Source organism: Sandarakinorhabdus sp., assembly GCF_032115815.1.
Lineage (GTDB): Bacteria > Pseudomonadota > Alphaproteobacteria > Sphingomonadales > Sphingomonadaceae > Sandarakinorhabdus.
Map to the genome: position 1 here is coordinate 1 of NZ_JAUMBI010000022.1, position 21153 is coordinate 21153.

General features: G+C 65.0%; 26 protein-coding genes. 18 read left to right on the top strand and 8 right to left on the bottom strand.

All coding sequences use genetic code 11. The features are described 5' to 3' along the window. The 3 genes from RT662_RS00950 to RT662_RS00960 all read left to right on the top strand — a co-directional run. Window positions 1–616, top strand: a 616-nt coding sequence (locus RT662_RS00950) for a DUF4136 domain-containing protein (protein WP_313668363.1), incomplete at its 5' end; no start/stop codon positions are given. Further along, window positions 613–1746: a M14-type cytosolic carboxypeptidase gene (locus RT662_RS00955; protein ID WP_313668364.1), complete on the top strand. Its 1134-nt coding sequence runs from the start codon at window positions 613–615 to the stop codon at window positions 1744–1746. The genes RT662_RS00950 and RT662_RS00955, both read left to right, overlap by 4 nt. A gap of 59 nt (window positions 1747–1805) precedes the next feature. Then, complete coding sequence (locus RT662_RS00960) at window positions 1806–2606, top strand: enoyl-CoA hydratase-related protein (RefSeq protein ID WP_313668365.1); 801 nt, start codon at window positions 1806–1808, stop codon at window positions 2604–2606. Between the two features lies 1 nt (window position 2607). Here RT662_RS00960 and RT662_RS00965 read toward each other — a convergent pair whose 3' ends face one another. Next, window positions 2608–3711: an NAD(P)-dependent alcohol dehydrogenase gene (locus RT662_RS00965; RefSeq protein ID WP_313668366.1), complete on the bottom strand. Its 1104-nt coding sequence runs from the start codon at window positions 3709–3711 to the stop codon at window positions 2608–2610. A gap of 126 nt (window positions 3712–3837) precedes the next feature. Here RT662_RS00965 and RT662_RS00970 point away from each other — a divergent pair, with 126 nt between their 5' ends. From RT662_RS00970 to greA, 7 genes are all read left to right on the top strand, one after another. Then, a complete protein-coding gene (locus tag RT662_RS00970; RefSeq protein ID WP_313668368.1) occupies window positions 3838–4080 on the top strand; it encodes an exodeoxyribonuclease VII small subunit in 243 nt (80 codons plus the stop codon). A 12-nt stretch (window positions 4081–4092) separates the two neighbouring features. After that, window positions 4093–4992, top strand: a complete 900-nt coding sequence (locus RT662_RS00975) for a farnesyl diphosphate synthase (RefSeq protein ID WP_313668369.1) — start codon at window positions 4093–4095, stop codon at window positions 4990–4992. Window positions 4993–5004: 12 nt separating this feature from the next. Continuing rightward, the gene (gene coaD / locus RT662_RS00980) at window positions 5005–5505 is read left to right on the top strand and encodes a pantetheine-phosphate adenylyltransferase (protein WP_022679693.1); all 501 of its coding nucleotides are present in this window, start codon (window positions 5005–5007) and stop codon (window positions 5503–5505) included. Next, window positions 5502–6236 (top strand): peptidylprolyl isomerase, encoded by a 735-nt coding sequence (locus RT662_RS00985; RefSeq protein WP_313668371.1) that lies wholly within the window; start codon window positions 5502–5504, stop codon window positions 6234–6236. Before coaD ends, RT662_RS00985 begins: the two co-directional genes overlap by 4 nt. 38 nt (window positions 6237–6274) lie before the next feature. Further along, a complete protein-coding gene (gene queA / locus RT662_RS00990) occupies window positions 6275–7324 on the top strand; it encodes a tRNA preQ1(34) S-adenosylmethionine ribosyltransferase-isomerase QueA (protein WP_313668373.1) in 1050 nt (349 codons plus the stop codon). Between the two features lie 127 nt (window positions 7325–7451). After that, window positions 7452–7793 (top strand): hypothetical protein, encoded by a 342-nt coding sequence (locus RT662_RS00995; protein WP_313668374.1) that lies wholly within the window; start codon window positions 7452–7454, stop codon window positions 7791–7793. A 126-nt stretch (window positions 7794–7919) separates the two neighbouring features. Then, a complete protein-coding gene (gene greA / locus RT662_RS01000; protein WP_313668376.1) occupies window positions 7920–8399 on the top strand; it encodes a transcription elongation factor GreA in 480 nt (159 codons plus the stop codon). Here the strand turns inward: greA and RT662_RS01005 are convergent. Next, on the bottom strand, window positions 8396–8761 hold the full coding sequence (locus tag RT662_RS01005) for a hypothetical protein (RefSeq protein ID WP_313668378.1): 366 nt from the start codon (window positions 8759–8761) through the stop codon (window positions 8396–8398). The two genes, greA and RT662_RS01005, sit on opposite strands and share 4 nt — an antisense overlap. Before the next feature lie 89 nt (window positions 8762–8850). Between RT662_RS01005 and RT662_RS01010 the strand changes: the two genes are divergently transcribed. From RT662_RS01010 to RT662_RS01025, 4 genes are all read left to right on the top strand, one after another. Then, window positions 8851–9393, top strand: coding sequence for a hypothetical protein (locus tag RT662_RS01010; protein ID WP_313668379.1), 543 nt, complete (start codon window positions 8851–8853; stop codon window positions 9391–9393). 83 nt (window positions 9394–9476) lie between these two features. After that, window positions 9477–10886, top strand: coding sequence for a magnesium transporter (gene mgtE / locus RT662_RS01015; RefSeq protein ID WP_313668381.1), 1410 nt, complete (start codon window positions 9477–9479; stop codon window positions 10884–10886). After that, on the top strand, window positions 10886–11296 hold the full coding sequence (locus RT662_RS01020; RefSeq protein ID WP_313668383.1) for a DUF1489 domain-containing protein: 411 nt from the start codon (window positions 10886–10888) through the stop codon (window positions 11294–11296). Before mgtE ends, RT662_RS01020 begins: the two co-directional genes overlap by 1 nt. 69 nt (window positions 11297–11365) lie before the next feature. Beyond that, on the top strand, window positions 11366–11701 hold the full coding sequence (locus RT662_RS01025) for a GntR family transcriptional regulator (RefSeq protein ID WP_313668385.1): 336 nt from the start codon (window positions 11366–11368) through the stop codon (window positions 11699–11701). A gap of 168 nt (window positions 11702–11869) precedes the next feature. Here RT662_RS01025 and RT662_RS01030 read toward each other — a convergent pair whose 3' ends face one another. Continuing rightward, window positions 11870–12769, bottom strand: coding sequence for a crotonase/enoyl-CoA hydratase family protein (locus tag RT662_RS01030; protein WP_313668387.1), 900 nt, complete (start codon window positions 12767–12769; stop codon window positions 11870–11872). Between the two features lies 1 nt (window position 12770). Beyond that, window positions 12771–13946 (bottom strand): acetyl-CoA C-acetyltransferase, encoded by a 1176-nt coding sequence (locus RT662_RS01035; protein WP_313668389.1) that lies wholly within the window; start codon window positions 13944–13946, stop codon window positions 12771–12773. Between the two features lie 93 nt (window positions 13947–14039). On the opposite strand from RT662_RS01035, the gene RT662_RS01040 reads away from it, so the two are divergent. Both RT662_RS01040 and RT662_RS01045 read left to right on the top strand, forming a co-directional pair. Beyond that, the gene (locus RT662_RS01040) at window positions 14040–15482 is read left to right on the top strand and encodes a DUF1254 domain-containing protein (protein ID WP_313668390.1); all 1443 of its coding nucleotides are present in this window, start codon (window positions 14040–14042) and stop codon (window positions 15480–15482) included. Next, window positions 15479–17146 carry a thiamine pyrophosphate-binding protein gene (locus tag RT662_RS01045; RefSeq protein WP_313668392.1) on the top strand — a complete coding sequence of 556 codons (1668 nt, stop codon included), beginning with the start codon at window positions 15479–15481 and terminating at the stop codon, window positions 17144–17146. Before RT662_RS01040 ends, RT662_RS01045 begins: the two co-directional genes overlap by 4 nt. On the opposite strand, the gene fghA is transcribed toward RT662_RS01045, so the two are convergent. Both fghA and RT662_RS01055 read right to left on the bottom strand, forming a co-directional pair. Further along, window positions 17143–17970: an S-formylglutathione hydrolase gene (gene fghA / locus RT662_RS01050; protein WP_313668393.1), complete on the bottom strand. Its 828-nt coding sequence runs from the start codon at window positions 17968–17970 to the stop codon at window positions 17143–17145. The two genes, RT662_RS01045 and fghA, sit on opposite strands and share 4 nt — an antisense overlap. Continuing rightward, window positions 17970–19079, bottom strand: a complete 1110-nt coding sequence (locus RT662_RS01055; RefSeq protein ID WP_313668395.1) for an S-(hydroxymethyl)glutathione dehydrogenase/class III alcohol dehydrogenase — start codon at window positions 19077–19079, stop codon at window positions 17970–17972. Before RT662_RS01055 ends, fghA begins: the two co-directional genes overlap by 1 nt. 181 nt (window positions 19080–19260) lie before the next feature. Here RT662_RS01055 and infA point away from each other — a divergent pair, with 181 nt between their 5' ends. Beyond that, on the top strand, window positions 19261–19521 hold the full coding sequence (infA, locus tag RT662_RS01060; RefSeq protein ID WP_017668801.1) for a translation initiation factor IF-1: 261 nt from the start codon (window positions 19261–19263) through the stop codon (window positions 19519–19521). Between the two features lie 120 nt (window positions 19522–19641). Next, complete coding sequence (locus RT662_RS01065) at window positions 19642–19974, top strand: hypothetical protein (RefSeq protein WP_313668397.1); 333 nt, start codon at window positions 19642–19644, stop codon at window positions 19972–19974. A 36-nt stretch (window positions 19975–20010) separates the two neighbouring features. Here the strand turns inward: RT662_RS01065 and RT662_RS01070 are convergent, their stop codons facing one another. After that, window positions 20011–20469: a DUF192 domain-containing protein gene (locus RT662_RS01070; RefSeq protein ID WP_313668398.1), complete on the bottom strand. Its 459-nt coding sequence runs from the start codon at window positions 20467–20469 to the stop codon at window positions 20011–20013. After that, on the bottom strand, window positions 20466–21026 hold the full coding sequence (locus RT662_RS01075) for a cold shock domain-containing protein (protein WP_313668399.1): 561 nt from the start codon (window positions 21024–21026) through the stop codon (window positions 20466–20468). Before RT662_RS01075 ends, RT662_RS01070 begins: the two co-directional genes overlap by 4 nt. Between the last annotated feature and the right edge of the window lie 127 nt (window positions 21027–21153).

Sequence of the window (21153 nt, forward strand, 5' to 3'; positions counted from 1 at the left end):
AGTAAAGCCCATGACCCGCCACATGATTTTGCCTGCCCTGCTGGCCGCCCTGCTGCTGCCATCGGTGGCCCATGCCGCCACTGTGAAGGTGGAGGTAACCCGATTCCATATCCTGGCACCGCCGGCGCCGCCGCTGACCGGCAGCAGCATAACGGTGGAGCCGGCAGATCCGGCGGCGGCATCCTCGCTGCAGTTCAGCGCCCTGGCCGCTGTGGCCAATGCCGCGCTGGCCAAGGCGGGCTTCAAACTGGCAGCGGGCGGCCAGCCGGCTGATCATGTCGCGCGGATCAGCCTTACCGGCAGCAGCGAGATGGTACGCAAACGCTCCCCCATTTCGATCGGAATCGGCGGAGGCACTGGTGGCTGGAATGGCGGCATTGGCGGCGGCGTGACCTTCCCGGTGGGTGGCGGCACCCGCACTGTTACCGCCGCACTGATGACCCTGCAGATCCGCCGGGCCAGCGACGGCAGCGCCGTTTGGGAAGGCCGCGCCAGCACCATCGCCCCCAGCATCGATCCGATCAGCGCCGCGCCGGTGCTGCTGCAGGCCCTGCTCAAGGGCTTTCCCGGCCCCAGCGGCCAGAGTGTGACCGTGAAAGTGAAGACCGACCAATGATCAGCATCGACAGTGCGTTTGATTCGGGCAACATCCAGGCCGAGCGCGTCACCGGCCCGCACGACATCGTGTTGACCACAGGCAAGGACGCGCACAGCGACTTTTATCAATGGTTCCACTTCCGCCTTTCGGGCGGGCGCGGCCAGCGCTGCATCATCCGCATCATCGATCTGAACGGCAGCGCCTATCCCGATGGCTGGCCGGGCTATCGCGCCTGTGTTTCCGAAGACCGGCAGACCTGGCGACGCGCGCCGACCAGTTTCGATCCCAAATCCGCCAATGGCACGCTCACCATCGAGGTGACGCCCAGCGTTGACCAGCTGTGGCTGGCCTATTTCGCGCCTTATTCCATGGAGCGGCACCACGACCTGATCGCCCGCATCGCAGCCCGGCCGGACGTGCGCGCCGACGTTCTGGGCCACAGTATCGATGGCCGGGCGATTGACCGGTTGGTCGTGGGCGATGGCCCCAAGACAGTGTGGCTCTATGCCCGCCAGCATCCGGGCGAGAGCATGGCCGAATGGTGGATGGAAGGTGCGCTGGAGCGACTGACCGATCCGCACGATCCGGTGGCGAGGCTGTTGCGCCAACAGGCCACCTTCCACATCGTGCCCAACATGAACCCCGATGGCAGTTTCCGCGGCCATCTGCGCACCAATGCCGCCGGCGTGAACCTCAACCGCGAATGGAATGCGCCGTCGGCGGAAAAATCGCCGGAAGTGCTGTGCGTGCTGGGTGCAATGGACAAGGCCGGCTGCAACCTCGCCATGGATGTGCATGGTGATGAAGCCATCCCGCAGGTGTTCATCGCGGGCTTTGAAGGCATCCCTTCGATCACGCCGAAACAGCTGGCGCTGCTCGCCGATTACAAGGCGCGGCTGGCGCGGATCACGCCGGATTTCCAGACGGCGAAGGGCTATCCCGTCGCCCGCCCCGGCACCGCCAATCTGGCCATGAGCACCAACCAGCTTGCAGAGCGGTTCGGCTGCCTCGCCATGACGCTGGAAATGCCGTTCAAGGACAATGACGATCTGCCCTGCGCCGAGTATGGCTGGTCGCCGCAGCGTTCGATGCAGCTGGGCCGTGATTGCCTGACGGCGATCATGGAAGTGATGCCCGACCTTGGTTGATTGATGGGGTGACGCCGGTTGGCCGCCACCCCTATCGTGACGGCCAAAGGGAGACCGTCATGAGCTATACCCACATCCTGTTCGAAGAAGCCGAAGGCATCGCCACCCTCACCATCAACCGCCCGCAGGTGATGAACGCGCTCCATGTGGGCGTGATCGAGGAAATGATCGACGCGGTGGACCGGGTTCGCGACGAAGGCACGGCGCGCGTGCTGGTGCTGACTGGCACTGGGCGTGGCTTCTGTTCGGGTGCCGATCTGGCGGGCGGCGGTGCGGGCGGCGGTCCGAAGCGCTCCGGCCCGCCCGATGCCGGTGCCGTGCTCGAATCGCACTTCAACCCGCTGCTGGAGCGGTTGTTTGCGCTGCCGGTGCCGTTCATCACCTCGGTCAACGGCGTCGCGGCCGGCGCCGGCTGTTCCTATGCGCTGGCCGGCGACATCGTGATTGCGGCGAAATCCGCCTATTTCCTGCAGGCCTTCGTCAACATCGGTCTGGTGCCGGACGTCGGCTCGACCTGGCTGCTGCCGCGGCTGGCCGGCCGGGCGCGCGCACAGGCGATGATGATGCTGGGCGAACGCATTCCAGCCGAAACCGCGCTGGATTGGGGCATGGTCTACAAGGTGGTGGATGATGCCGACCTTGCCGCCGCCACCCGTGCCGTGGCCGAGAAATTGGCGAAGGGGCCAACCAAATCCTACGCGCTGATCCGTCAGGGCATCCGCGATTGCCTGGATGTGTCGCTGTCAGAAGGCCTGATGGTGGAGCGCCGCAACCAGCTTCTTGCCGGGCGCAGCGCCGATTTCATCGAGGGGGTGAGCGCCTTCCTGCAGAAGCGGCCGGCGGCATTCACCGGGAAATAACTCACTCCATCACCAGCACCGGCTTCACCGCCTTGCCGCTGGCCATATCGGCCACGGCTTCGTTGATGGCTGCCAGCGGATATTCCGTCACCAGCGGTGCGTGATTGAAGCGGCCGGCACGGTGGCGGTCGATCAGCCAAGGGATGAAGCTCTGCGGATCGGCATCGCCTTCCACCGCGCCCTTCAGCGAACGCCCGCCGAGCAGCGTATTGGGGTTGAAGGTGATTTCCGTGCCCGGCGCGGTGACGGCCAGCATGGCGAGTTCACCCCGGCTGGCCAGCGCCTCCAGCCCGGCGCGGATCACGGCTGAGGCCCCGGTGGTATCGACGATGCGATCCACGCCGGTCGCCACGATCTCGCGCAGCGCCAGCATCATGTCGCGGCCATCGGCCAAGATCGTGTGCGTCGCGCCCAGCTTCCGGGCAAGATCCAGCCGTTCCGCCACCCGGTCCACCGCGATGATGGTGTGGCAGCCCCGGTCCACCGCTGCCAGCAGCGCCGCCAGCCCGACTGAACCGGCACCCATCACCGCAAAGGCCTGATCGGGCTGTACGTTCAGAGTGTTGTAGGCGGTGCCAGCCCCCGTCTGCAGACCGCACCCAAATGGCGCCGCCAGCGCGAAGGGCACATCATCGGCCAGTTTCACCGTGTTCCGCGCATAGGCGATGGCATGATCAGCAAAGCTGGATTGGCCGAAGAAGCCGCCATAGATCGGCTTGCCATCCTGGCTGAACGGCACCCGGCCATCGGGCAGCACACCGGCATAGTTCAGCGCCATGAAGTTCGCACAATATTGCGGGTGATCATGGCTGCAACTGGGGCAGGCGCCGCAGCTGGCATAGCTCAGCACCACGCGGTCACCGGCGGCCACGCTGGTGACGCCCGCGCCCACGGCCAGCACCGTGCCGGCACCTTCATGGCCCAGAACCTGTGGCAGTGGTGTGCCCTGTTCATACCGCTGCACGCCCACATCGGTGAAACAGATGCCGCACGCCGCCAGCTTGACCAGCACCTGCCCCGGCCCGGGATCGGCCAGCTCCACGGTTTCGATGCTGTAGGGCTGCCCTCGTTGGCGCAGCACGGCAGCGCGCGTGGAGGTTGGCATGCCTCATCTCCTCGATATATTTTCCAACAGTGTCGCGCCGCGGGGCCGGGCTGGCAAGGCGGATTGATGTTCGCAAGCAAGCGCCCGGCTTGACCACGCGCCCGCGCCCGTCCAGATACGGCGTCCATGGACACGCCCGCTGCCCCCCAGCCCAGCTTCGAAGACGCCCTGCGCGAGCTTGAAGACATCGTGCGCAAGCTGGAATCGGGCGATCTCAGCCTTGATGACAGCATCGCGCTCTATGAACGTGGCCAGGCGCTGAAATCGCTGTGTGAAACACGGCTGAACGATGCCCGCATGCGCATCGAACAGATCCAGCAGAATGCCGCCGGTGAAGCCGTCGCCACCCGCCCCTTTGACGCGCAATAAGGGCGAACGGACATGGTGCAGCCCTCGCTCAGCCTGAAGCCCGCTCTTGATGCGATCGGCAAGGCCATCGATCAGCGGTTCGATCGGTTGCTGGCCGTGCCCGATGACAGCCGCGCCCGCCTGTATGAAGCCATGCGCCATGCGACGATCGGCGGCGGCAAACGCATGCGCCCGCTGCTGGTGATTGCGGCCTGCGACATCTTCCATGTGTCACGCGAACAGGCGCTCAGGGTCGCGCTCGCGATCGAATGCATCCATGTCTACAGCCTGATCCACGACGATCTGCCGTGCATGGACGATGATGATCTGCGCCGCGGCAAGCCCACCGTGCACAAGGCCTTCGATGAAGCCACCGCCGTGCTGGCCGGCGATTGCCTGCACGATCTGGCCTTTGAAATCCTTGCCGATCCCGCCACCCACGAAGATCCAGTCGCCCGGCTTGAACTCATCACCCAACTTGCCGTCCAGTCCGGCCCGGCTGGCATGGCCGGTGGCCAGATGATGGACCTGGTGGCTGGCGACGTGACCTATGATCTGGCCGGTATCACCCGGCTGCAGCAGCTGAAGACCGGCGCGCTGATTGTGTGGTGCCTGGAAGCCGGCGCCATCATGGGCCGGGCATCGGACGCCAACAAGAAAAGCTTGCGCGCCTATGCCCGCGATCTCGGTCTGGCCTTCCAGATCGCCGATGATCTGCTCGACGTGGAAGGCGAATCCGCCAAGACCGGCAAGGCCGTGCAGAAGGATGCCGCCGCCGGCAAGGCGACGTTCGTTTCGCTGCTGGGGGTCGAACGCGCCCGCAGCCAGGCCAATGCCTTGATCGATCAGGCCATCGCCCATCTTTCCGGTTTCGGCCCGGAGGCTGATCTGTTGCGCGCCATTGCGCGTTTCGCTGTCGAGCGTGATCGGTAAGGAGCAAGCCTCATGACCCGCATTGGCGTCTATCCCGGCACCTTCGATCCGATGACCCTTGGCCATATGGACATCATCCGCCGCGGCGCGCGGCTGGTGGACCGGCTGGTGATCGGTGTGGCCACCAACCCGTCGAAATCGCCGATGTTCACGCTGGCGGAACGCAAGGCGCAAATCATCCGCGAGACGGCCGACATCCCCAACGTGGACGTTGCCGATTTCGATGAGCTGCTGATGACCTTTGCCGAACGACTGGGCGCAACGGTGATCGTGCGCGGCCTGCGCGGTGCTGGCGATTTCGAATATGAGTTCCAGATGACCGGCATGAACCGGGCGCTGAATGACGATATCGAGCAGGTGTTCCTGATGGCCGATGTCGCCTTGCAGCCGATCGCTTCACGTCTGGTCAAGGAAATTGCTGTTTATGGTGGCGACATCCGCAAGTTCGTCCCGCCCCGCATCGCTGCCGATGTGGTGGCCAGGGTCGCGGAAACCGGATTGAAAGGCCAATGATGCGATTGCCGTTGCTGATTGCTGCTGTGTTCACTCTGGCTGCCGGACCGGCTTTGGCCCAGCAGCAGCGCATCGATCCCAAGGATCTGAAGGCCCCGCCCAAGCTGCCGGAAATGGCGGCACCGTCCAACATTGCCGGCATGATCGCCCAGGTAGACCAGGAGAATATCCTGGTGCTCGATCTGTCGTCGGGCGGCCGGGTGAAGATCGTGATGCGCCCGGATGTGGCACCCAAGCATGTGGAGCGCATTCGCGCGCTGGCGCGCCAGGGTTTTTACGACGGAACCGTATTCCACCGGGTGATCGACGGTTTCATGGCGCAGGGCGGTGATCCCACCGGTACCGGCACCGGCGGTTCCAAGCTCGACGATCTGAAGGCCGAATTCAACGATCTGCCGCACGTGCGCGGCGCTGCGGCGATGGCGCGTTCGCAAAGCGACGACAGCGCCAACAGCCAGTTTTACATCGTGTTGATGCCGGCGCTGAAGCTGGATCGCACCTACACGGTGTGGGGCCGCGTGGTGGAAGGGATGGCTCATGTCGATGCCATCGAAAAGGGCGAGCCGCCGGAAAATCCCAGCCGCATCATCAAGGCCAGCATCGCGGCCGACAAGGTGCCGCCGCCCGATTTTGCAGCGCTGAAAGCCAAGGCTTCGCCGATTCCGGCGGGTGTGCTGAACCTGCCCGCACCAGCATCCGGCACGCCATCGGGGCCGCAGCCGCCACGCTGATCCCCTTCCCTTCCTCCGACCAAAGGGCTGTTCCCCCGATGCTGGTTGATGATTTCGATTTCCATTTGCCCGAAGACCGCATCGCGCTGCGGCCGGTGAGCCCGCGCGACAGCGCACGACTGCTCACTGTGCGCGGCAAAGATGTTGGCGCGCTAAACGATCTCCACTTCACCGATCTGCCCGGCCAGTTGCGCCCTGGCGACGTGCTGGTGGTGAACGATACCCGCGTGATCCCGGCGCAATTGTTCGCCAAGGTGGGCGAAGCCGCCATCGGCGTAACGCTGCACAAGCGCGAGACCGGCAACCGCTGGTGGAGCTTCGTCAAGAACGCCCGCCGCCTGAAACCGGGCACCCGCGTGGACTTCAGCCAAGGCGGCAGCGCCGTGTTGATCGGCGAGGTGATCGAAAAGGCCGACGAGGGCGGCGTGCTATGGCAGTTCGAAACAGCCGGCCAGCCGCTGGAATCGGCGTTGCACAGCGTTGGCGAGATGCCACTGCCGCCCTACATCGCCCGCCGGCGCGGCATCGATGCCCAGGATTTCAGCGATTACCAGACGCTGCACGCCGCCAAGGACGGTGCCGTGGCCGCCCCCACCGCCGGCCTGCACTTCACCCCGCGCCTGTGGTCTGCCCTGCACGCAGCCGGCATCTCGCGGGAGACCGTGACCCTGCATGTCGGCGCCGGGACGTTCCTGCCAGTGAAGGCCGACCGAGTGGAAGATCACCAGATGCACGCCGAATGGGGCAGCATCGACGATCAGACCGCCCTGCGGCTCAACGCCGCCCGGGCCACGGGCGGTCGCATCATTGCCGTCGGCACCACCTCGCTGCGCCTGCTCGAATCCGCTGCGGACAAGGGCGGTGCCATCCGGGCTTTTTCTGGCGACACCTCGATCTTCATCACGCCCGGCTATCGCTGGAAGGCCATCGACGGGCTGATCACCAATTTCCACCTGCCGCGCTCGACCCTATTCATGCTGGTCAGCGCGCTGATGGGGTTGGACGTGATGCGCAAGGCGTATGCGCATGCCATTGAGAAGGAATATCGTTTCTACAGCTACGGCGACGGCAGCCTGCTGCTGCCCTGATCATCCCGCGGCGACCAGGCATGGTTGAAACCTGTGGGTCGCCCCTGAGACACCTATTCATTCATATTCATTAATTTATGGCAAATTTCTGTTGTCGAATCGATTTGGCCCGCCCTAGGGTGCGTTCATGGCTGATTATCGCGTTTCCAAAGTCGAAGTGTTGTCTGGTAGTGATGGCTATGTGGCCGAACGGCTGGGTGGCAGCGGCTGGTCTGATGTGGCGGTCAACATCATCTCCTATATCCGCCGCAATCAGCATGTGTTCCTGATGGCCACGCCTGATGGCGATGCGCGTTTCGTGGTGATGCGCGATGCCGCCGGCGCGGAATGTCTGGTGGCCACCTTGCCCGATGGCCAACTCGTGCCGCTGGCCAGCCAGCAAGTCGTTGTTCGGCCCGCACCGGTGCAGCCGGCCCGCCCCATCTTCCAGCAGCTGGCCCGCTTCTTGGGTGCCGGTTCTCGTCCGTAACCCGACCAGTTGGTCGGCACTTGCCGGCTCTTTTCGTCAGTATAGTCTTGACCCGGGTAGCACAGCGCCGCTCTTGCGTATGTGTTAAGGGCAATGGCAGGCTGCTGCCCGGAGAGATGCCCCGCCATGAGTGTTGCCTTCACCAAGGAATCCGATGCCGAAGCGGTAGCCGCCGATCTGCCTGACCGGCCGATCCCGGCGCACCCCAATCTTGTCACCAGCACCGGTCTCGCCCAGATCGAATTGGCGCTGGCAGCGGCGCGCGCCGCCTATGCCGAAGCGCAAGCCAGCGGCTCGATCAGCAGCGACCGCACCGCAATGGCCCGCGCCACCCGCGACCTGCGCTATTGGAGCGCACGCCGGGCTTCGGCGCAACTTGTGGAAGCCAGGCCAAGGGACGGCAGCGTCGGCTTTGGCAGCCGCGTGTCGTTCGAGCGCGCCGATGGCCGGGCACAGAGCTACGCCATCGTTGGCGACGATGAAGCTGATCCGGCCCAGGGCAGCGTCAGCTATGTCTCGCCGCTGGCGCGCGCCATGATCGGCAAGACTGTCGGCGACGTGGTGACGCTGGCCGGGCAAGAGGTCGAGATCGTCGCAATCGCCTAGGGCAGCGCGTTCAGCGTCCAGTTGGCCAGCACGAGGAAGGCGCTGCCCCCCACGAAGGCATGAGCTGCCAGCGCCGGGCCGAGCACGTCGGGCCGCGGTTTGGCCATGATGCCGGCGAACAGCCCGGAAACCACCGCCAGCCCAAGCAGCACCAGCGCGATAGTGGCATTTTCAGACAGCGCTTCATTGCCGCGGCTGATATTGGTCACCAGCATCACCACTTCCAGCCCGCCGAAGCCAGTGAGCAGGTGAATGGCCTGCACCGCCTTGGGCGGGCGCTTCGCACTCAGGAAGTACCAGCCCAGCACCAGCCCCAGCGCAACCGTGGTTCCATAGATGATGATCGGCAACCAGACCTGCATCGATGCGCCTCCCCTGCGCCAGGCCGTTACACCAGAGTGCGGCAGCGTGCCAGTTGCCCCGTCGGCACTGCCGTCTATTGTGGTGTTTGATGAGCCTCTCCCCCTTTGCCGGCCGTGACCGCGCTGCGCTGCGCAAGCATCTTTCCAGTTACTGGAAGATGGAGGCCGGCAACGTGCTGCTGGTGCCGTTGATCGTATGGGCCATGGTATGGTCGGCCGGTGACGCGCCGGATGCGGCCATGGGGCTGGGTGCGGCCGCCTGTTCCTGGCTTCTGGTCGTTGGCACCGCGGCGTGGTTGCTGGTGCTGGACAGGTTGGACGGCAAGCCGGCGCAGGCCGCAAGACTGGTCGCTTTTTGCGCCCGGGCCGAGCCTGTTGCGGTGGCGCTGCTTGGCGCTGCCACCATCGCCGCCACCCATGCCGTCATCAGCGGCGGCTGGCCGCCACGCACCCTTGCGGCCGCCGGGCTCTCCCTGCTCGGCTGGCTAGAATATGTGAATTACTACCACTGGCAATTGCAGAATTTCGATAGCGCCATCGATGCAAAGCGCCTTGCTGCCGGCCGCGGCCTGCGCCGGGCCCATATGGGTCGCGCCGTGCGCGCGTGGCGGGCGGCCCGGCGGCGCGGCTGACGCGCTTCCGCCGACTGCGGCGCATTTGCCAGCCCGGCGCGCCGGGCTGGCGCTGCCGGCAAAGGCGCGTATAACCCGTCGCCGTGAACGACGATCTGCGTCTTGATCCGCGCGCCGACGAGGCACCGGATGCGCTGGAAGAGGGACGGCTGAGCCGCGCCTTTGTCAGCGACGTTGCTGCTGCACTGGACAGCGGCGACGACGATGGGGTGCGCGCGCTGGTCAGCCCGCTGCACCCGGCCGACGTCGCCGATCTGTTTGCCGCCATTCCCGCAGATGCCCGCGTGCCGCTGGCCGATGCGCTGGGCGATCTGCTCAATGCCGAAGTCATCGCCGAACTTGATGATTACGTGCGCGAGGACGTGCTGGATGCACTTTCGCCCGGCGAAGTGGCCGAAGTCGTCACCCAGCTCGATACCGACGACGCCGTGGCCGTTATCGAGGATCTTGAGGCCGACGAACAGCGCGAGGTGCTGCGCGCGCTGGCCCCGGAAGACCGTGCCGACATCGAAGCGGCGCTGAATTACCCGGAAGAATCCGCCGGCCGCCTGATGCAGCGCGACCTGGTGGCGGTGACCGAAACGATGAGCGTGGGCGGCGTGATCGATCGCATCCGCGCCAGCATCGATCCGGCCACCGATTTCTGGGAAATCTTCGTGGTCGATATCATCGGCCGCCCCATCGGCACCATGCGGCTGTCCTGGCTGCTTACCGCTCCGCCCGATCTGATGGTCGGCGATGTGATGAAGCGCGAGCAGACTCTGATCCCGGTCACCATGGACCAGGAGGAAGTGGCGCTGATCTTCCAGAAATATGCGCTGATTTCCGCCGCCGTCGTCGATGATGCCGGCAAGCTGGTGGGCGTCATCACCGTCGATGACGTGGTCCACATCATCCAGGCCGAAGCCGGCGAGGACGTGCTGAAACTGTCGGGCGCCGGCGATGGCGACATCAACGAGCCGGTGTTCAGCACCTATCGCACCCGATCGCGCTGGCTGGTCGCCAATCTGCTCACCGGGTTGGTGTCGGCCAGCGTGATCGGGGCGTTTTCGGCCAGCATCGAAGCGCTGGTGGCGCTGGCGGCCCTGTCGCCCATTGTGGCCAGCGTGGGCGGCAATGCCGGCAACCAGACGATGGCCGTCACCGTGCGCGCGCTCGCCACCAACCAACTGACCGACAGCAACACGCGCCGCACCATCTGGCGGGAAATCCGCGTGGCGTGCCTCAATGGCCTCACACTTGCCGTGCTGATGGGCCTGGGCGTCGTGCTGGTGCTGGGCAACCCCAACCTTGGTCTGGTGATCGCCGCGGCCATGTTGTTCAACATCGTGGTTGCCGGACTGGCCGGGGTGATGGTGCCGCTCACCCTCGATCGGCTGGAGGCTGACCCGGCGGTGGCCTCTTCGGTCTTCGTGACTATGATCACCGATTCCATGGGCTTCTTTGCTTTCCTCGGCCTCGCCACGCTCGTGGGCGTGCAATATCTGTCCTGATGCTGCACCTGACCAAGGTGGCCGCCGGCTGCCCCGACATCGAAACATTGGGGGCGCGGCAGGCGCATTGGTGGGGCGAAGGTCGTGCCGGTGCCCACACCCGCTTCATGCCCAAGCGCGCCGAGGAGCTGATCGGCGGATCGATCTACTGGATCATCGGCCATCGGCTGGTGGCGCGGCAGACGATCCTGTCCATCGCCATGGCCAGCACCGATTGGGGACCGAAATGCGCCATCGAACTGCAGCCAGGCCCTGTGCCGCTTCAGCCGCGGCCGTGCCGCGCGCATCAGGGCTGGCGCTATCTGGAGGCGGCCGATGCACCGCCCGATTTGGGCGGCGGCCCCAGCGACGGCCTGGAGGCGCTGCCATCCGGCATGGTCCGGGAATTGCAAAGCCTGTGGCTGCTCTAAAGCGTCTGGCTGCTATAGGCGTTTAACACAGCCTTGACCTTTGGCTGTGCTGTCGGCATAAAACAGTGCATGTTCGCCACCGACCGACCCATCTATCGCCAGATCCGCGACCTGATCATCGATCGCATCCTTACCTTGGGTGACGGCTCCATGTTGCCTTCCGTGCGCGCCCTGGCCGCTGAAGCCGGCGTGAACCCGCTCACCGTCGCCAAGGCCTATCAGGATCTGCAAGCCACTGGCCTGGTGCGGGCGCGCAAGGGCGTTGGCCTGTTTGCTGCCGATGGTGCGCTGAACAATTTGCTCACCCAGGAACGCCACCAGTTCCTGACCGAAGAATGGCCGCGCGTGCAGGCCCGCATCGCCCAGCTTGGGCTGGACGTGACGGACCTGCTCGAACAGGCCTGATCAGACCAGAAGGCTCCCCACCCGTCACCCCGGCGAAAGCCGGGGCCCATCGCCGGCATCGATCAACGGGCACATGGGTGGAAGCGCAACTTATCTCCCCGAAAAGCGGCACTGCTCAGCGTTCGGGTGATGGGCCCCGGCTTTCGCCGGGGTGACGCTACATCGAACTCACCACTTTTCCTCATCCCACCACGGGAACACATTTTCCGGCATATTCTGGCTCACCGTGTCCGGATAGGCCGGTGGGCGCTTTTCGAGGAAGCTGACCACCCCTTCCTTGGCGTCGCCCGAGCGACCGCGCATGTAGACCATCTTTGAATCGAGGCGGTGCGCGTCCCACGGGCTGGCGGCGCCGGCCATGCGCCACAGCATCTGCCGGGTAAGCGCGATGGAAACCGGTGCCGTGTTCTCGGCGATCTCCAGCGCCAGCGCACGGGCGGCGGGCAGCAGATCATCGGGCGCGTGGGTGGAACGGACGAGGCCGCCCTTCAGCGCTTCGGCGGCGTCGAACACCCGGCCAGTCATGCACCATTCCAGCGCCTGCGGCAGGCCAACCAGCTTGGAGAGGAACCAGCTTGATCCGGCCTCCGGCACGATACCGCGCCGGGCAAAGACGAAACCGAAACGCGCGGTGTCGCTGGCCAGCCGCATGTCCATCGCCAATTGCATGGTGACGCCGATGCCCACTGCCGGCCCGTTCACCGCAGCGATAACCGGTTTTAGGCTGCGGAAAATGCGCATCGTCATCTGGCCGCCACCGTCGCGCGTGGCCGGGTGGGTCCAATCAATGCTGCCATCCTCGCGCATCGGGTTGGCACTGCGGGCGCCGCCGAGCTTTTCATAATCGAAGGTGGCAGCGCCGGCGCTGAGGTCGGCCCCAGCGCAGAAGGCGCGGCCGCGCCCGGTAACGATCACCGCCTTGACCTGATCATTGGCGTCGGTTTCGTCGAACGCCGCGATGATTTCGGTCATCATCACGCCGGTGAAGGCGTTCAGTTTCTCCGGCCGATCGAGCGTGATGGTGGCGATGGGGCCGTCGATGTCGAGGGCGATCTGGGTATAGGTCATTTCACAAAGCCTCGATGATGGTGACGTTGGCGAGGCCGCCGCCTTCGCACATGGTCTGCAGGCCCCAGCGCTTGCCGCGGGCATGCAGGGCATGCACCAGCGTCGTCATCAGCTTGGTGCCCGACGCGCCGAGCGGATGTCCCAGCGCAATCGCGCCGCCGTTGACATTCAGGCGGGCATGATCGGCTTCCAGCACCTGCAGCCAGGCCATCGGGATCGAAGCAAAGGCTTCGTTCACCTCATAGAGATCAATATCGCTGATGCTCATGCCGGCGCGCTGCAGCGCCTTCTTGGTGGCACCGATGGGCGCTTCAAGCATGATCACCGGATCTTCGCCCACCACCGTCATGGTGTGGATGCGAGCCAACGGCTTGACGCCCAAAGCCTTGAGGCCGCGTTCGTTGACGATCATCACGCCCGATGCGCCGTCGCAGATCTGGCTGCTGGTCGCCGCCGTCAGCCGGCCGCCTTCCGGGTTGATCAGTTTCACGCCGCGCACGCCTTCCAGCGACACGTCGAAACGGATGCCTTCATCCTGGGTGTGCAGCAATGACACGCCATCGTGGTTGGTCACTTCCACCGGCACGATCTCGGCATCGAACGCGCCAGATTTGGCCGCACGAGCACCGCGTACCTGGCTTTCATAGCCAAATTCGTCGAGCATGTCCTTGGTCAGCCCATATTTGGCGGCGATCATCTCGGCACCGGTGAACTGGCTGAACTGGATGCCGGGATAGCGCGCGGCCATGGCATCGCCGTATGGCATGCCCATGCCGGCCTTGGCGGGCAGCGCCACGGTCATGCCCATCGGCACGCGCGTCATCGATTCAACGCCAGCGGCGATCACCACGTCCATCTGGCCGCTCATCACCGTGGCTGCGGCAAAGTGAATGGCCTGCTGGCTGGAGCCGCACTGACGGTCCACCGAGGTGCCAGGCACCGATTCCGGCAGCTTGGAACTGAGCACGGCGTTGCGCGCCACGTTGGTGCTTTGCTGGCCGCCCTGGCCCACGCAGCCCATGATCACATCCTCGATCAGAGCCGGATCAACCCCAGTCTTATCCACCAGTGCATCCAGCACCTTGCCGGCGAGATCAGCCGGATGCCAATCGCGCAGCAGGCCACCACGACGGCCGCCGGCGGTGCGCTGGGCGGCAACGATATAGGCTTCGCTCATTCTTCCCACTCCTGATCGAGAGATTCGCAACACCGCACTTTACGCCGCTCACCCCCTTGGGCATTGACGGACGAAATAATCAGGGAGAGGCGAATGCGCCGCCATTGGGGAATCGCCGCTGTTGCACTGGCCTTGCTGGCCCAGCCGGGGACTGCCGCGCCGACACGCGCGCCAGTGAAGAAGGCTGCACCGGCCAAGTCGGTTGCCAAACCGGCGCCCGCAAAGCCCGCTGCCAAGCCGACGGCGCCCGCCTTCGTCGCGCCAGCGCCCTTGCCCGACACGCCGGAAATCCAGGCCCTGCGCCGCGCCTTCCGCTTTGGCTTTGCGCCCTTTGAAATGCTGCGCACCCGGCAGTTGCAGATCAGCCGCGTGATGGCCGCTGGCATGGGCACCGGCATCAACGCCATGATCCCGCGCCTCACGCTGGCCGACGCTACCACCCGCGATGTGACAACGCCCAACAACGACACGCTCTATGGCTCGGCCTGGCTCGACCTGTCCCAGGGACCGATCTTCTTCTCGATCCCCGACCTCAATCGCTATCACTCGGCGTCGCTGATGAGCATTACCGGCGATGTTGTCGCCTTGCTCGGCACGCGCACCAATGGCCGCAATGGCGGGCGTTATGCCATTGTTGGCCCCAATTGGCGCGGCGATCTGCCGGCCGGCGTCGAGATGGTGCGCTCGCAGTCGAACGATGCCTGGCTGCTGGTGCGGGTGGTGGTGAACGGCGAAGAGGATCTGGCCGCCGCTGCCGATGGCCTCACCCGATTCACCCTTTCGGCGGTTGCCGGCGAAACGCCGCTCGATCTGGCCGTGCCCCTGCGGCCCAATGGCAAAGCCTTCGTCACCACCGTCAATACCGCGATCGAACGCTCAGGCGATGCGCTGTTGGCCAATCGGGCGGCACAATTTGCCGATCAGGGGTTGGGCAAGGCGTGGGATTCGCTGACACCGGAACAGCAGAAACTGTGGAATGACAGCCTGCCGGCCCTGATCCACGAACTGCGCGCCGGGCTGGTCGATGGCGACGGCATTGATGGTTGGGTCTATCCGCCGTTCAACATGGCGCTCTATGGCGAGGATGATGATCTGCGCGCCCGCGTCGCGCTGGGTGGTCTCGCCGCGCTGCCGCGCATCGAGGCAGTCTATGTTTCGGCCAGCAAGGACGGCCAGGGCCGCCCGCTGACGGGCGACAAGAGTTGGCGTGTGAAGATCCCGGCCAATCTGCCGGTGGGCGGCTTCTGGTCGCTCACCATGTACAGCCAGGAACCCGACGGCCGGCTGTTCTTCGTACCCAATGACCTCAATCGCTTCGCCGTGGGGGACCGATCGCAGCACCTGCGCCCGGAACGCGACGGCAGCATCGAATTGTTCGTGCAAAACGCCAAACCGTCCGGCGAACGCGTGGTGAACTGGCTGCCGGCACCCAAAGGCAATTTCGTGCTGATGTTCCGCGCCTATCTGCCTGGTGCCGGCCTGCTCGATGGCAGTGTGCGCCTGCCCCCGGTGACCGAAGACGAGATGATCCCATGAGCAATCAAGTGGCTGCGCCGCGGGCCGGCAAGCATCTCTTCCTCGACATCCTGCATAGCGAGGGTGTGGAGATCATCTTCGGCAACCCCGGCACCACCGAACTGCCGCTGCTCGATGCCTTCGTGGTGGAAGACCGGCTGCGCTATGTGCTCGGCCTCAACGAGGTTGTGGTGATGGGCATGGCCGATGGCTGGGCGCAGGCCACCGGCAAGCTTGCCGTGTGCAACCTGCACGCCGCGCCAGGCCTGGGGAATGCCATGGGCATGCTGTACAACGCTGCCAAGGCCGGCGCCCCTGTGCTGGTGACTGCCGGCCAGCAGGACATGAGCATCCGCCTGACCGAGCCGTTGCTGTGGGACGATCTGGCCACCATGGCGCGGCCGCTGTGCAAATGGTCGTTCGAGGTGAACAGCATCGAGGAACTGCCCCGCGCCGTGCGCCGGGCGGCCAAGGTGGCACTAACGGCGCCGACCGGGCCGGTGTTCCTCTCCATCCCCGGAGACGTGCTGACCGTAATGGCGCCCGATGGCCTCGACATTGGCGAGCCGACCCGCATCGGCGCCGGCATCCGCGGTGACGCAAACGAGATCGCCAAGGCCGCCGCGCTGATTGCGAACGCCGAAACCCCGGTGATCTTCGCTGGCGACTGCGTGGCGAACCGCGACGCCTTTGCCGAGATCGTTGCCTTTGCCGAAGCCGTGGGCGCGCCGGTGTACATGGAGGGCATGGCCAACCGCGCCGCTTACCCGTCGAACCACTCGCTCTACGCCGGCACCGTGCCGCGCATGACGCCGGCGTTGCGCAGCGTCATGCAAAATCACGATCTGCTGATCAGCATCGGCGCGGACCTGCTGACGCAAAGTCAGGCGACCGGCGTCGAAGCGCTCGCACCCGGCACCAAGGTGGTGCACCTTGACGATGAACCCTGGCAGATCGGCAAGAATTTCGCCGCCACCGCCGCCATCCTGGGCTGCCCGAAGGCGACGCTGCCGGAATTGACGGCGCTGGTGGCAGGCTGCGGTGCCAGCCGTCGCGCCAGTGTCGAAGCGAAAATCGCCGAAACCAAGGCCGCGCTGTTCGCCAAGGCCGAAGCCGCGATGGACGCTTCCCCCATGGACCCGATGGCCGTGCTGAAACGGCTGGGCGAAGTGATGCCGGATGACGCCATCATCATCGAAGAACTCCTCTCCTCCGGCATGAACACGGTGCGCCAGTTGCTGCCCGCCACAAGGCCCGACTCCTGGTTCGGCATGCGCGGCGGCGGCATCGGCGTCGCCATGCCCCAGGCCGCAGCCATGCAATTGGCCAACCCCGGCCGACCGGTGGTGGCGCTGACAGGCGATGGCAGCCTTATGTATTCGGCCGCCGCTCTGTGGACCTGCGCGCATTACAAGCTGCCTGTGGTCACCATCGTGTTCAACAACAGCAGCTACCGCATCCTCAAGCAGCGCACCCGCGCCATCGGCGATCACAGCGCCCGCGAAGGCGTGTTCGTGGCGATGGATCTGACCGAGCCGGCCATCGATTTCATGGCGCTGGCGACGGCGCACGGCGTGAAGGGCGTGCGGGTGGACAATATTCCGGCGCTGATCGATGCGTTCAAAGCCGCTCTGGCCAGCGATGCGCCGACGCTGATCGAAGTGCCGGTCGCCCGAGCACCTTAAGCGGTCAATCGCGCCGCGTGCCAGCGCAGCTGATCGGCGACGAAGCTCTGCACGAACCAATAGCCATGGTCGTAACCGGCATGGCGGCGCAGCGTCAGCGGGATGCCGGCGCTGGTGCAGGCTGCTTCCAGCCGTTCGGGCTGCAATTGCTGGGCCAGGAAGGCGTCTGCCTCGCCCTGATCGACCAGCAATTCCGCCAGACGCGCACCGCCATCGATCAACGCGCAGGCGTCATGCGCCGCGTGGGCCGCCGGATCGTCGCCCAAATAAGCCGGCAGCGCCTTTTGCCCCCATGGCACCTGGGTCGGCGCGACGATGGGCGCAAAGGCTGAAACGCTCTTGAACCGGCCAGGATGCTTCAGCGCCAGCGTGAGCGCACCGTGCCCGCCCATGCTGTGGCCGGTGATCCCCTGCCGAGCGAGATCAGCGGGGAAGTTCGCGCCGATCAGCGCCGGGAGCTCGTCGATCAACCACGTCCGCATCTGGAAATGCGCCGCCCACGGGGCTTGTGTCGCATCGAGGTAGAAGCTCGCCGCCTGCCCCATGTCCCATTCCGGATCATCGGCCACGCCGTCCCCGCGCGGGCTCGTGTCGGGGGTCACCAACATCAGGCCCAGTTCCGCCGCCAGACGCTGGGCGCCGGCCTTGATGGCAAACGTTTCTTCGGTGCAGGTCAGCCCGGCCAGGCACCACAGCACCGGGAACGGGCCATTACCCGGTGGCACGAACACGCCAAAGCGCATCGCCGTGCCGGTGCTGTTGCTCTGGTGGCTGTGGAAGCTCTGCACACCACCATGGCAGGCCGCGCGGCTGAGGGTTTCCATCAGAACACCACGACGCTGCGGATGCTTTCCCCCGAATGCATCAGATCGAACGCCTTGTTGATATCTTCAAGGTCCAGCACATGGGTGATCATCGGATCGATGGCGATCTTGCCGTTCATGTACCAATCGACGATTTTCGGCACGTCCGTTCGCCCCTTGGCGCCACCAAAGGCGCTGCCCTTCCACACCCGGCCGGTCACCAGCTGAAACGGGCGGGTGGCGATTTCCTTGCCGGCTTCGGCAACGCCGATGATGATGCTCTCGCCCCAGCCGCGGTGGCAGGCTTCCAGCGCGGTGCGCATCACATCGGTATTGCCTGTGCAATCGAAGGTGTAATCGGCGCCGCCGTCGGTGAGCGCCACCAGATGCGCGACCAGATCACCCGACACATCCTTCGGGTTGACGAAATCCGTCATGCCGAACTGGCGGCCCCAGCCCTCGCGATCGGGGTTGATGTCGACACCAACAATCTGGTCTGCCCCCACCAGCCGCAGGCCCTGGATGACGTTAAGGCCGATGCCGCCCAGGCCGAAGACGATGCAGCGCGCGCCGGGTTCGACCTTGGCGGTCTTCACCACCGCGCCCACGCCGGTCGTCACGCCGCAGCCGATGTAGCAGGCCTTGTCGAACGGCGCGTCCGTGCGGATCTTGGCGACCGCGATCTCGGGCAGCACGGTGAAGTTCGAAAAGGTCGAGCAGCCCATGTAGTGGAAGATCGGCTGGCCCTTGTACGAAAAGCGCGTCGTGCCATCGGGCATCAGGCCCTTCCCTTGCGTGGCGCGGATGGCGGTGCACAGGTTGGTCTTGCCGGAAAGGCAGCTTTTGCACTGCCGGCATTCCGGTGTGTAAAGCGGGATCACGTGATCGCCCGGCGCCACGCTGGTCACCCCGGCGCCCACCTCGCGCACGATGCCGGCGCCTTCATGGCCCAGGATCGACGGGAAGATGCCCTCGCTGTCCTTCCCTTCCAGCGTGTAGGCATCGGTATGGCAGATGCCGGTGGCCATGATTTCCACAAGCACTTCGCCAGCCTTCGGGCCTTCCAGGTCAACCTCGACGATTTCGAGCGGCTGGTTGGGCGCAAAAGCGACGGCGGCGCGGCTTTTCATGACAATATCCCCTGATGAATGCAGGCCACACCTGCCGCCAAAGTCCCGGCTTGCCAAGGTGGCAGGGTTGCAATTTTCGCCTGTACGGGCCATGGGGCAGGCCAGTCGCGGCGTGATGTCGCCAGCGATCGCCTTAACACGGGATCATTCATGCACTTTACCAGCGGGATTCAGGCTTAACATGCCGAAAGAGGAAATCATCCGGATTGAAGGTGAAATCACCGAAATCCTGCCCGATGGGCGTTTCCGCGTGAAGCTGGAAAACGAGCACGAGATCATCGCCTACACCGCCGGCAAGATGCGCAAGAATCGCATCCGCTCCATCGTGGGCGACCGCGTGCATGTCGAAATGACGCCCTATGATCTGGACAAGGGCCGCATCGTCTTCCGCGAAAAGACGACCCCGATGCCGATGAACCAGCGGCGCTTCTTCCGCCGCTGACAAGGCCGCATCGGCCGCAGGCCAAGGCAACACCGGGGCAGTGACCGCGGCCGTCTTTCTCGTCCGGCCGCGCTGAAACATAGGCGTCGCGTTGCAACAATAGTGTGTTACGGTGACTGCATGGCTCGGTACATTGTTTCTGCGTTGAAAGCTGTTGCCACCCCGGCGGGTACGGTGCTCGATCGCATCGTGGGCCCCGGATGGATGGCCACGCCGTCCTCCCTGTTTGATCTGATGGCCGACGGACAGCACGAGTTCGTGCTCGACGGCAGCAGCCATTCTCTGGCGGCGCGGCGTGATCCGGCCGGCAATATCGCCATCCTTGTGGTGGACGGTCAGGGCCGCGAAGTGGCGCCCAGCAGCCTGCCGCATTGGCAGATGGAGATGCACCGCGGCACCCAGGTCAAAACCCAGAACTGGTGGCAGCGCCTGCTTGATCCAGACGCACGCTGATCAGCCCGGATTCGCGGGTCAGACCAATTTCACGGATCAGCGGCGCACGCGGTCGCCCGGCTTCAACCCGATCCGCTCTGCTTCACCCGCCACCAGTTCGATCACTTCGGCCGTGATGCCGGCCGAATTCAGCACTTCGCGCGAATAAGGCTGGCCGCGCCGCACATTCAGCACCCGCCCCGCCGGCGAGACATAGATGATGTCGAGCGGCAGCGGCGTGTTCTCCATCCAGAAACCTGTGGCGCGCGGCGGCTGCATCGGAAAGGCCATGCCGGTGCCCGGTGCCATGCGATCACGGAACATCATGCCGCACGCCTGCTCTTCGGCCGTTGCCGCGACTTCCAATTTGTAGGTGAAACGGCCCTTCGCGGTTTCGAATGCCACGCTGGACATGCGAAGGCCGCTGTTGGGGCACGTGGCCGCCTCCGCCGGTGCCGATGGCACCAGCAGGGCAAGGCTGAACAGGAAGGCGGCGGAGCGAAGGGCTTTGATCACTCCGGCGTATTAGCCGCTTGTGCTGCCACCGCCAATGGCCCCTTGTGCCCAGGTGCCACCCGCACTTCCAGCGCCTGGCCAGGCTGCAATTCGGCCAGCCCGGCCCGGCGCACGGTTTCCATGTGGATGAAGATATCTTCGGTCGAACCCGGCCGCACCACGAAACCATAGCCTTTCAGGCGGTTGAACCACTTGACCAGGGCCGGTTCGAACGGCCCGGCGGCGGCCAGCATCGCCTGCGGATTGACGCGATCGGCCGCGCGTGCGGCGGCAGTTTCCGGATCAGGCCCCACGGCCGTGGTGAGATCGAGATCGATGATGCGCCGCGCCTGGCGGCCGCGATCGCGCGCGACCACGATGCAGGTAAGGGTCGCCCCTTCCGGCAAGGTGCGGCGACCCAATTCGCGCACGAGGCTGAAATGCACCAGCACATCCGTACCATCACCGGCCGATGGCACCATGAACCCATAGCCGCGGACCGGATCGAACCACTTCATCGTGCCACGCACGATCACTTCATCAGCGGCCAGCTGCGTCGCTTCTTCGGCGCCCTTCATCAAAACCCCCAGACCCTACAACGCACGTCACACACCCCGCAGCAAACCCGATATAGACGGATTATTAACGGATAGTTTTCAAATCGCAATGATGCTTTTCGGCTCATGATTGACTTGTCATGTGAAA

Bases quoted from the DNA above. Each gene is read 5' to 3' on its own strand.
- infA (WP_017668801.1), top strand. From the start codon at position 19,261: ATGCCGAAAGAGGAAATCATCCGGATTGAAGGTGAAATCACCGAAATC.
- RT662_RS01055 (WP_313668395.1), bottom strand. From the start codon at position 19,079: ATGAAAAGCCGCGCCGCCGTCGCTTTTGCGCCCAACCAGCCGCTCGAA.
- greA (WP_313668376.1), top strand. From the start codon at position 7,920: ATGAGTGTTGCCTTCACCAAGGAATCCGATGCCGAAGCGGTAGCCGCC.
- RT662_RS00965 (WP_313668366.1), bottom strand. From the start codon at position 3,711: ATGCCAACCTCCACGCGCGCTGCCGTGCTGCGCCAACGAGGGCAGCCC.
- queA (WP_313668373.1), top strand. From the start codon at position 6,275: ATGCTGGTTGATGATTTCGATTTCCATTTGCCCGAAGACCGCATCGCG.
- RT662_RS01005 (WP_313668378.1), bottom strand. From the start codon at position 8,761: ATGCAGGTCTGGTTGCCGATCATCATCTATGGAACCACGGTTGCGCTG.
- RT662_RS01075 (WP_313668399.1), bottom strand. From the start codon at position 21,026: ATGAAGGGCGCCGAAGAAGCGACGCAGCTGGCCGCTGATGAAGTGATC.
- RT662_RS00960 (WP_313668365.1), top strand. From the start codon at position 1,806: ATGAGCTATACCCACATCCTGTTCGAAGAAGCCGAAGGCATCGCCACC.
- RT662_RS01020 (WP_313668383.1), top strand. From the start codon at position 10,886: ATGCTGCACCTGACCAAGGTGGCCGCCGGCTGCCCCGACATCGAAACA.
- RT662_RS01030 (WP_313668387.1), bottom strand. From the start codon at position 12,769: ATGACCTATACCCAGATCGCCCTCGACATCGACGGCCCCATCGCCACC.
- RT662_RS01025 (WP_313668385.1), top strand. From the start codon at position 11,366: ATGTTCGCCACCGACCGACCCATCTATCGCCAGATCCGCGACCTGATC.
- RT662_RS01045 (WP_313668392.1), top strand. From the start codon at position 15,479: ATGAGCAATCAAGTGGCTGCGCCGCGGGCCGGCAAGCATCTCTTCCTC.
- fghA (WP_313668393.1), bottom strand. From the start codon at position 17,970: ATGGAAACCCTCAGCCGCGCGGCCTGCCATGGTGGTGTGCAGAGCTTC.
- RT662_RS00985 (WP_313668371.1), top strand. From the start codon at position 5,502: ATGATGCGATTGCCGTTGCTGATTGCTGCTGTGTTCACTCTGGCTGCC.
- RT662_RS01010 (WP_313668379.1), top strand. From the start codon at position 8,851: ATGAGCCTCTCCCCCTTTGCCGGCCGTGACCGCGCTGCGCTGCGCAAG.
- RT662_RS01035 (WP_313668389.1), bottom strand. From the start codon at position 13,946: ATGAGCGAAGCCTATATCGTTGCCGCCCAGCGCACCGCCGGCGGCCGT.
- RT662_RS00995 (WP_313668374.1), top strand. From the start codon at position 7,452: ATGGCTGATTATCGCGTTTCCAAAGTCGAAGTGTTGTCTGGTAGTGAT.
- RT662_RS01040 (WP_313668390.1), top strand. From the start codon at position 14,040: ATGCGCCGCCATTGGGGAATCGCCGCTGTTGCACTGGCCTTGCTGGCC.
- RT662_RS00975 (WP_313668369.1), top strand. From the start codon at position 4,093: ATGGTGCAGCCCTCGCTCAGCCTGAAGCCCGCTCTTGATGCGATCGGC.
- coaD (WP_022679693.1), top strand. From the start codon at position 5,005: ATGACCCGCATTGGCGTCTATCCCGGCACCTTCGATCCGATGACCCTT.
- RT662_RS01065 (WP_313668397.1), top strand. From the start codon at position 19,642: ATGGCTCGGTACATTGTTTCTGCGTTGAAAGCTGTTGCCACCCCGGCG.
- RT662_RS00970 (WP_313668368.1), top strand. From the start codon at position 3,838: ATGGACACGCCCGCTGCCCCCCAGCCCAGCTTCGAAGACGCCCTGCGC.
- RT662_RS00955 (WP_313668364.1), top strand. From the start codon at position 613: ATGATCAGCATCGACAGTGCGTTTGATTCGGGCAACATCCAGGCCGAG.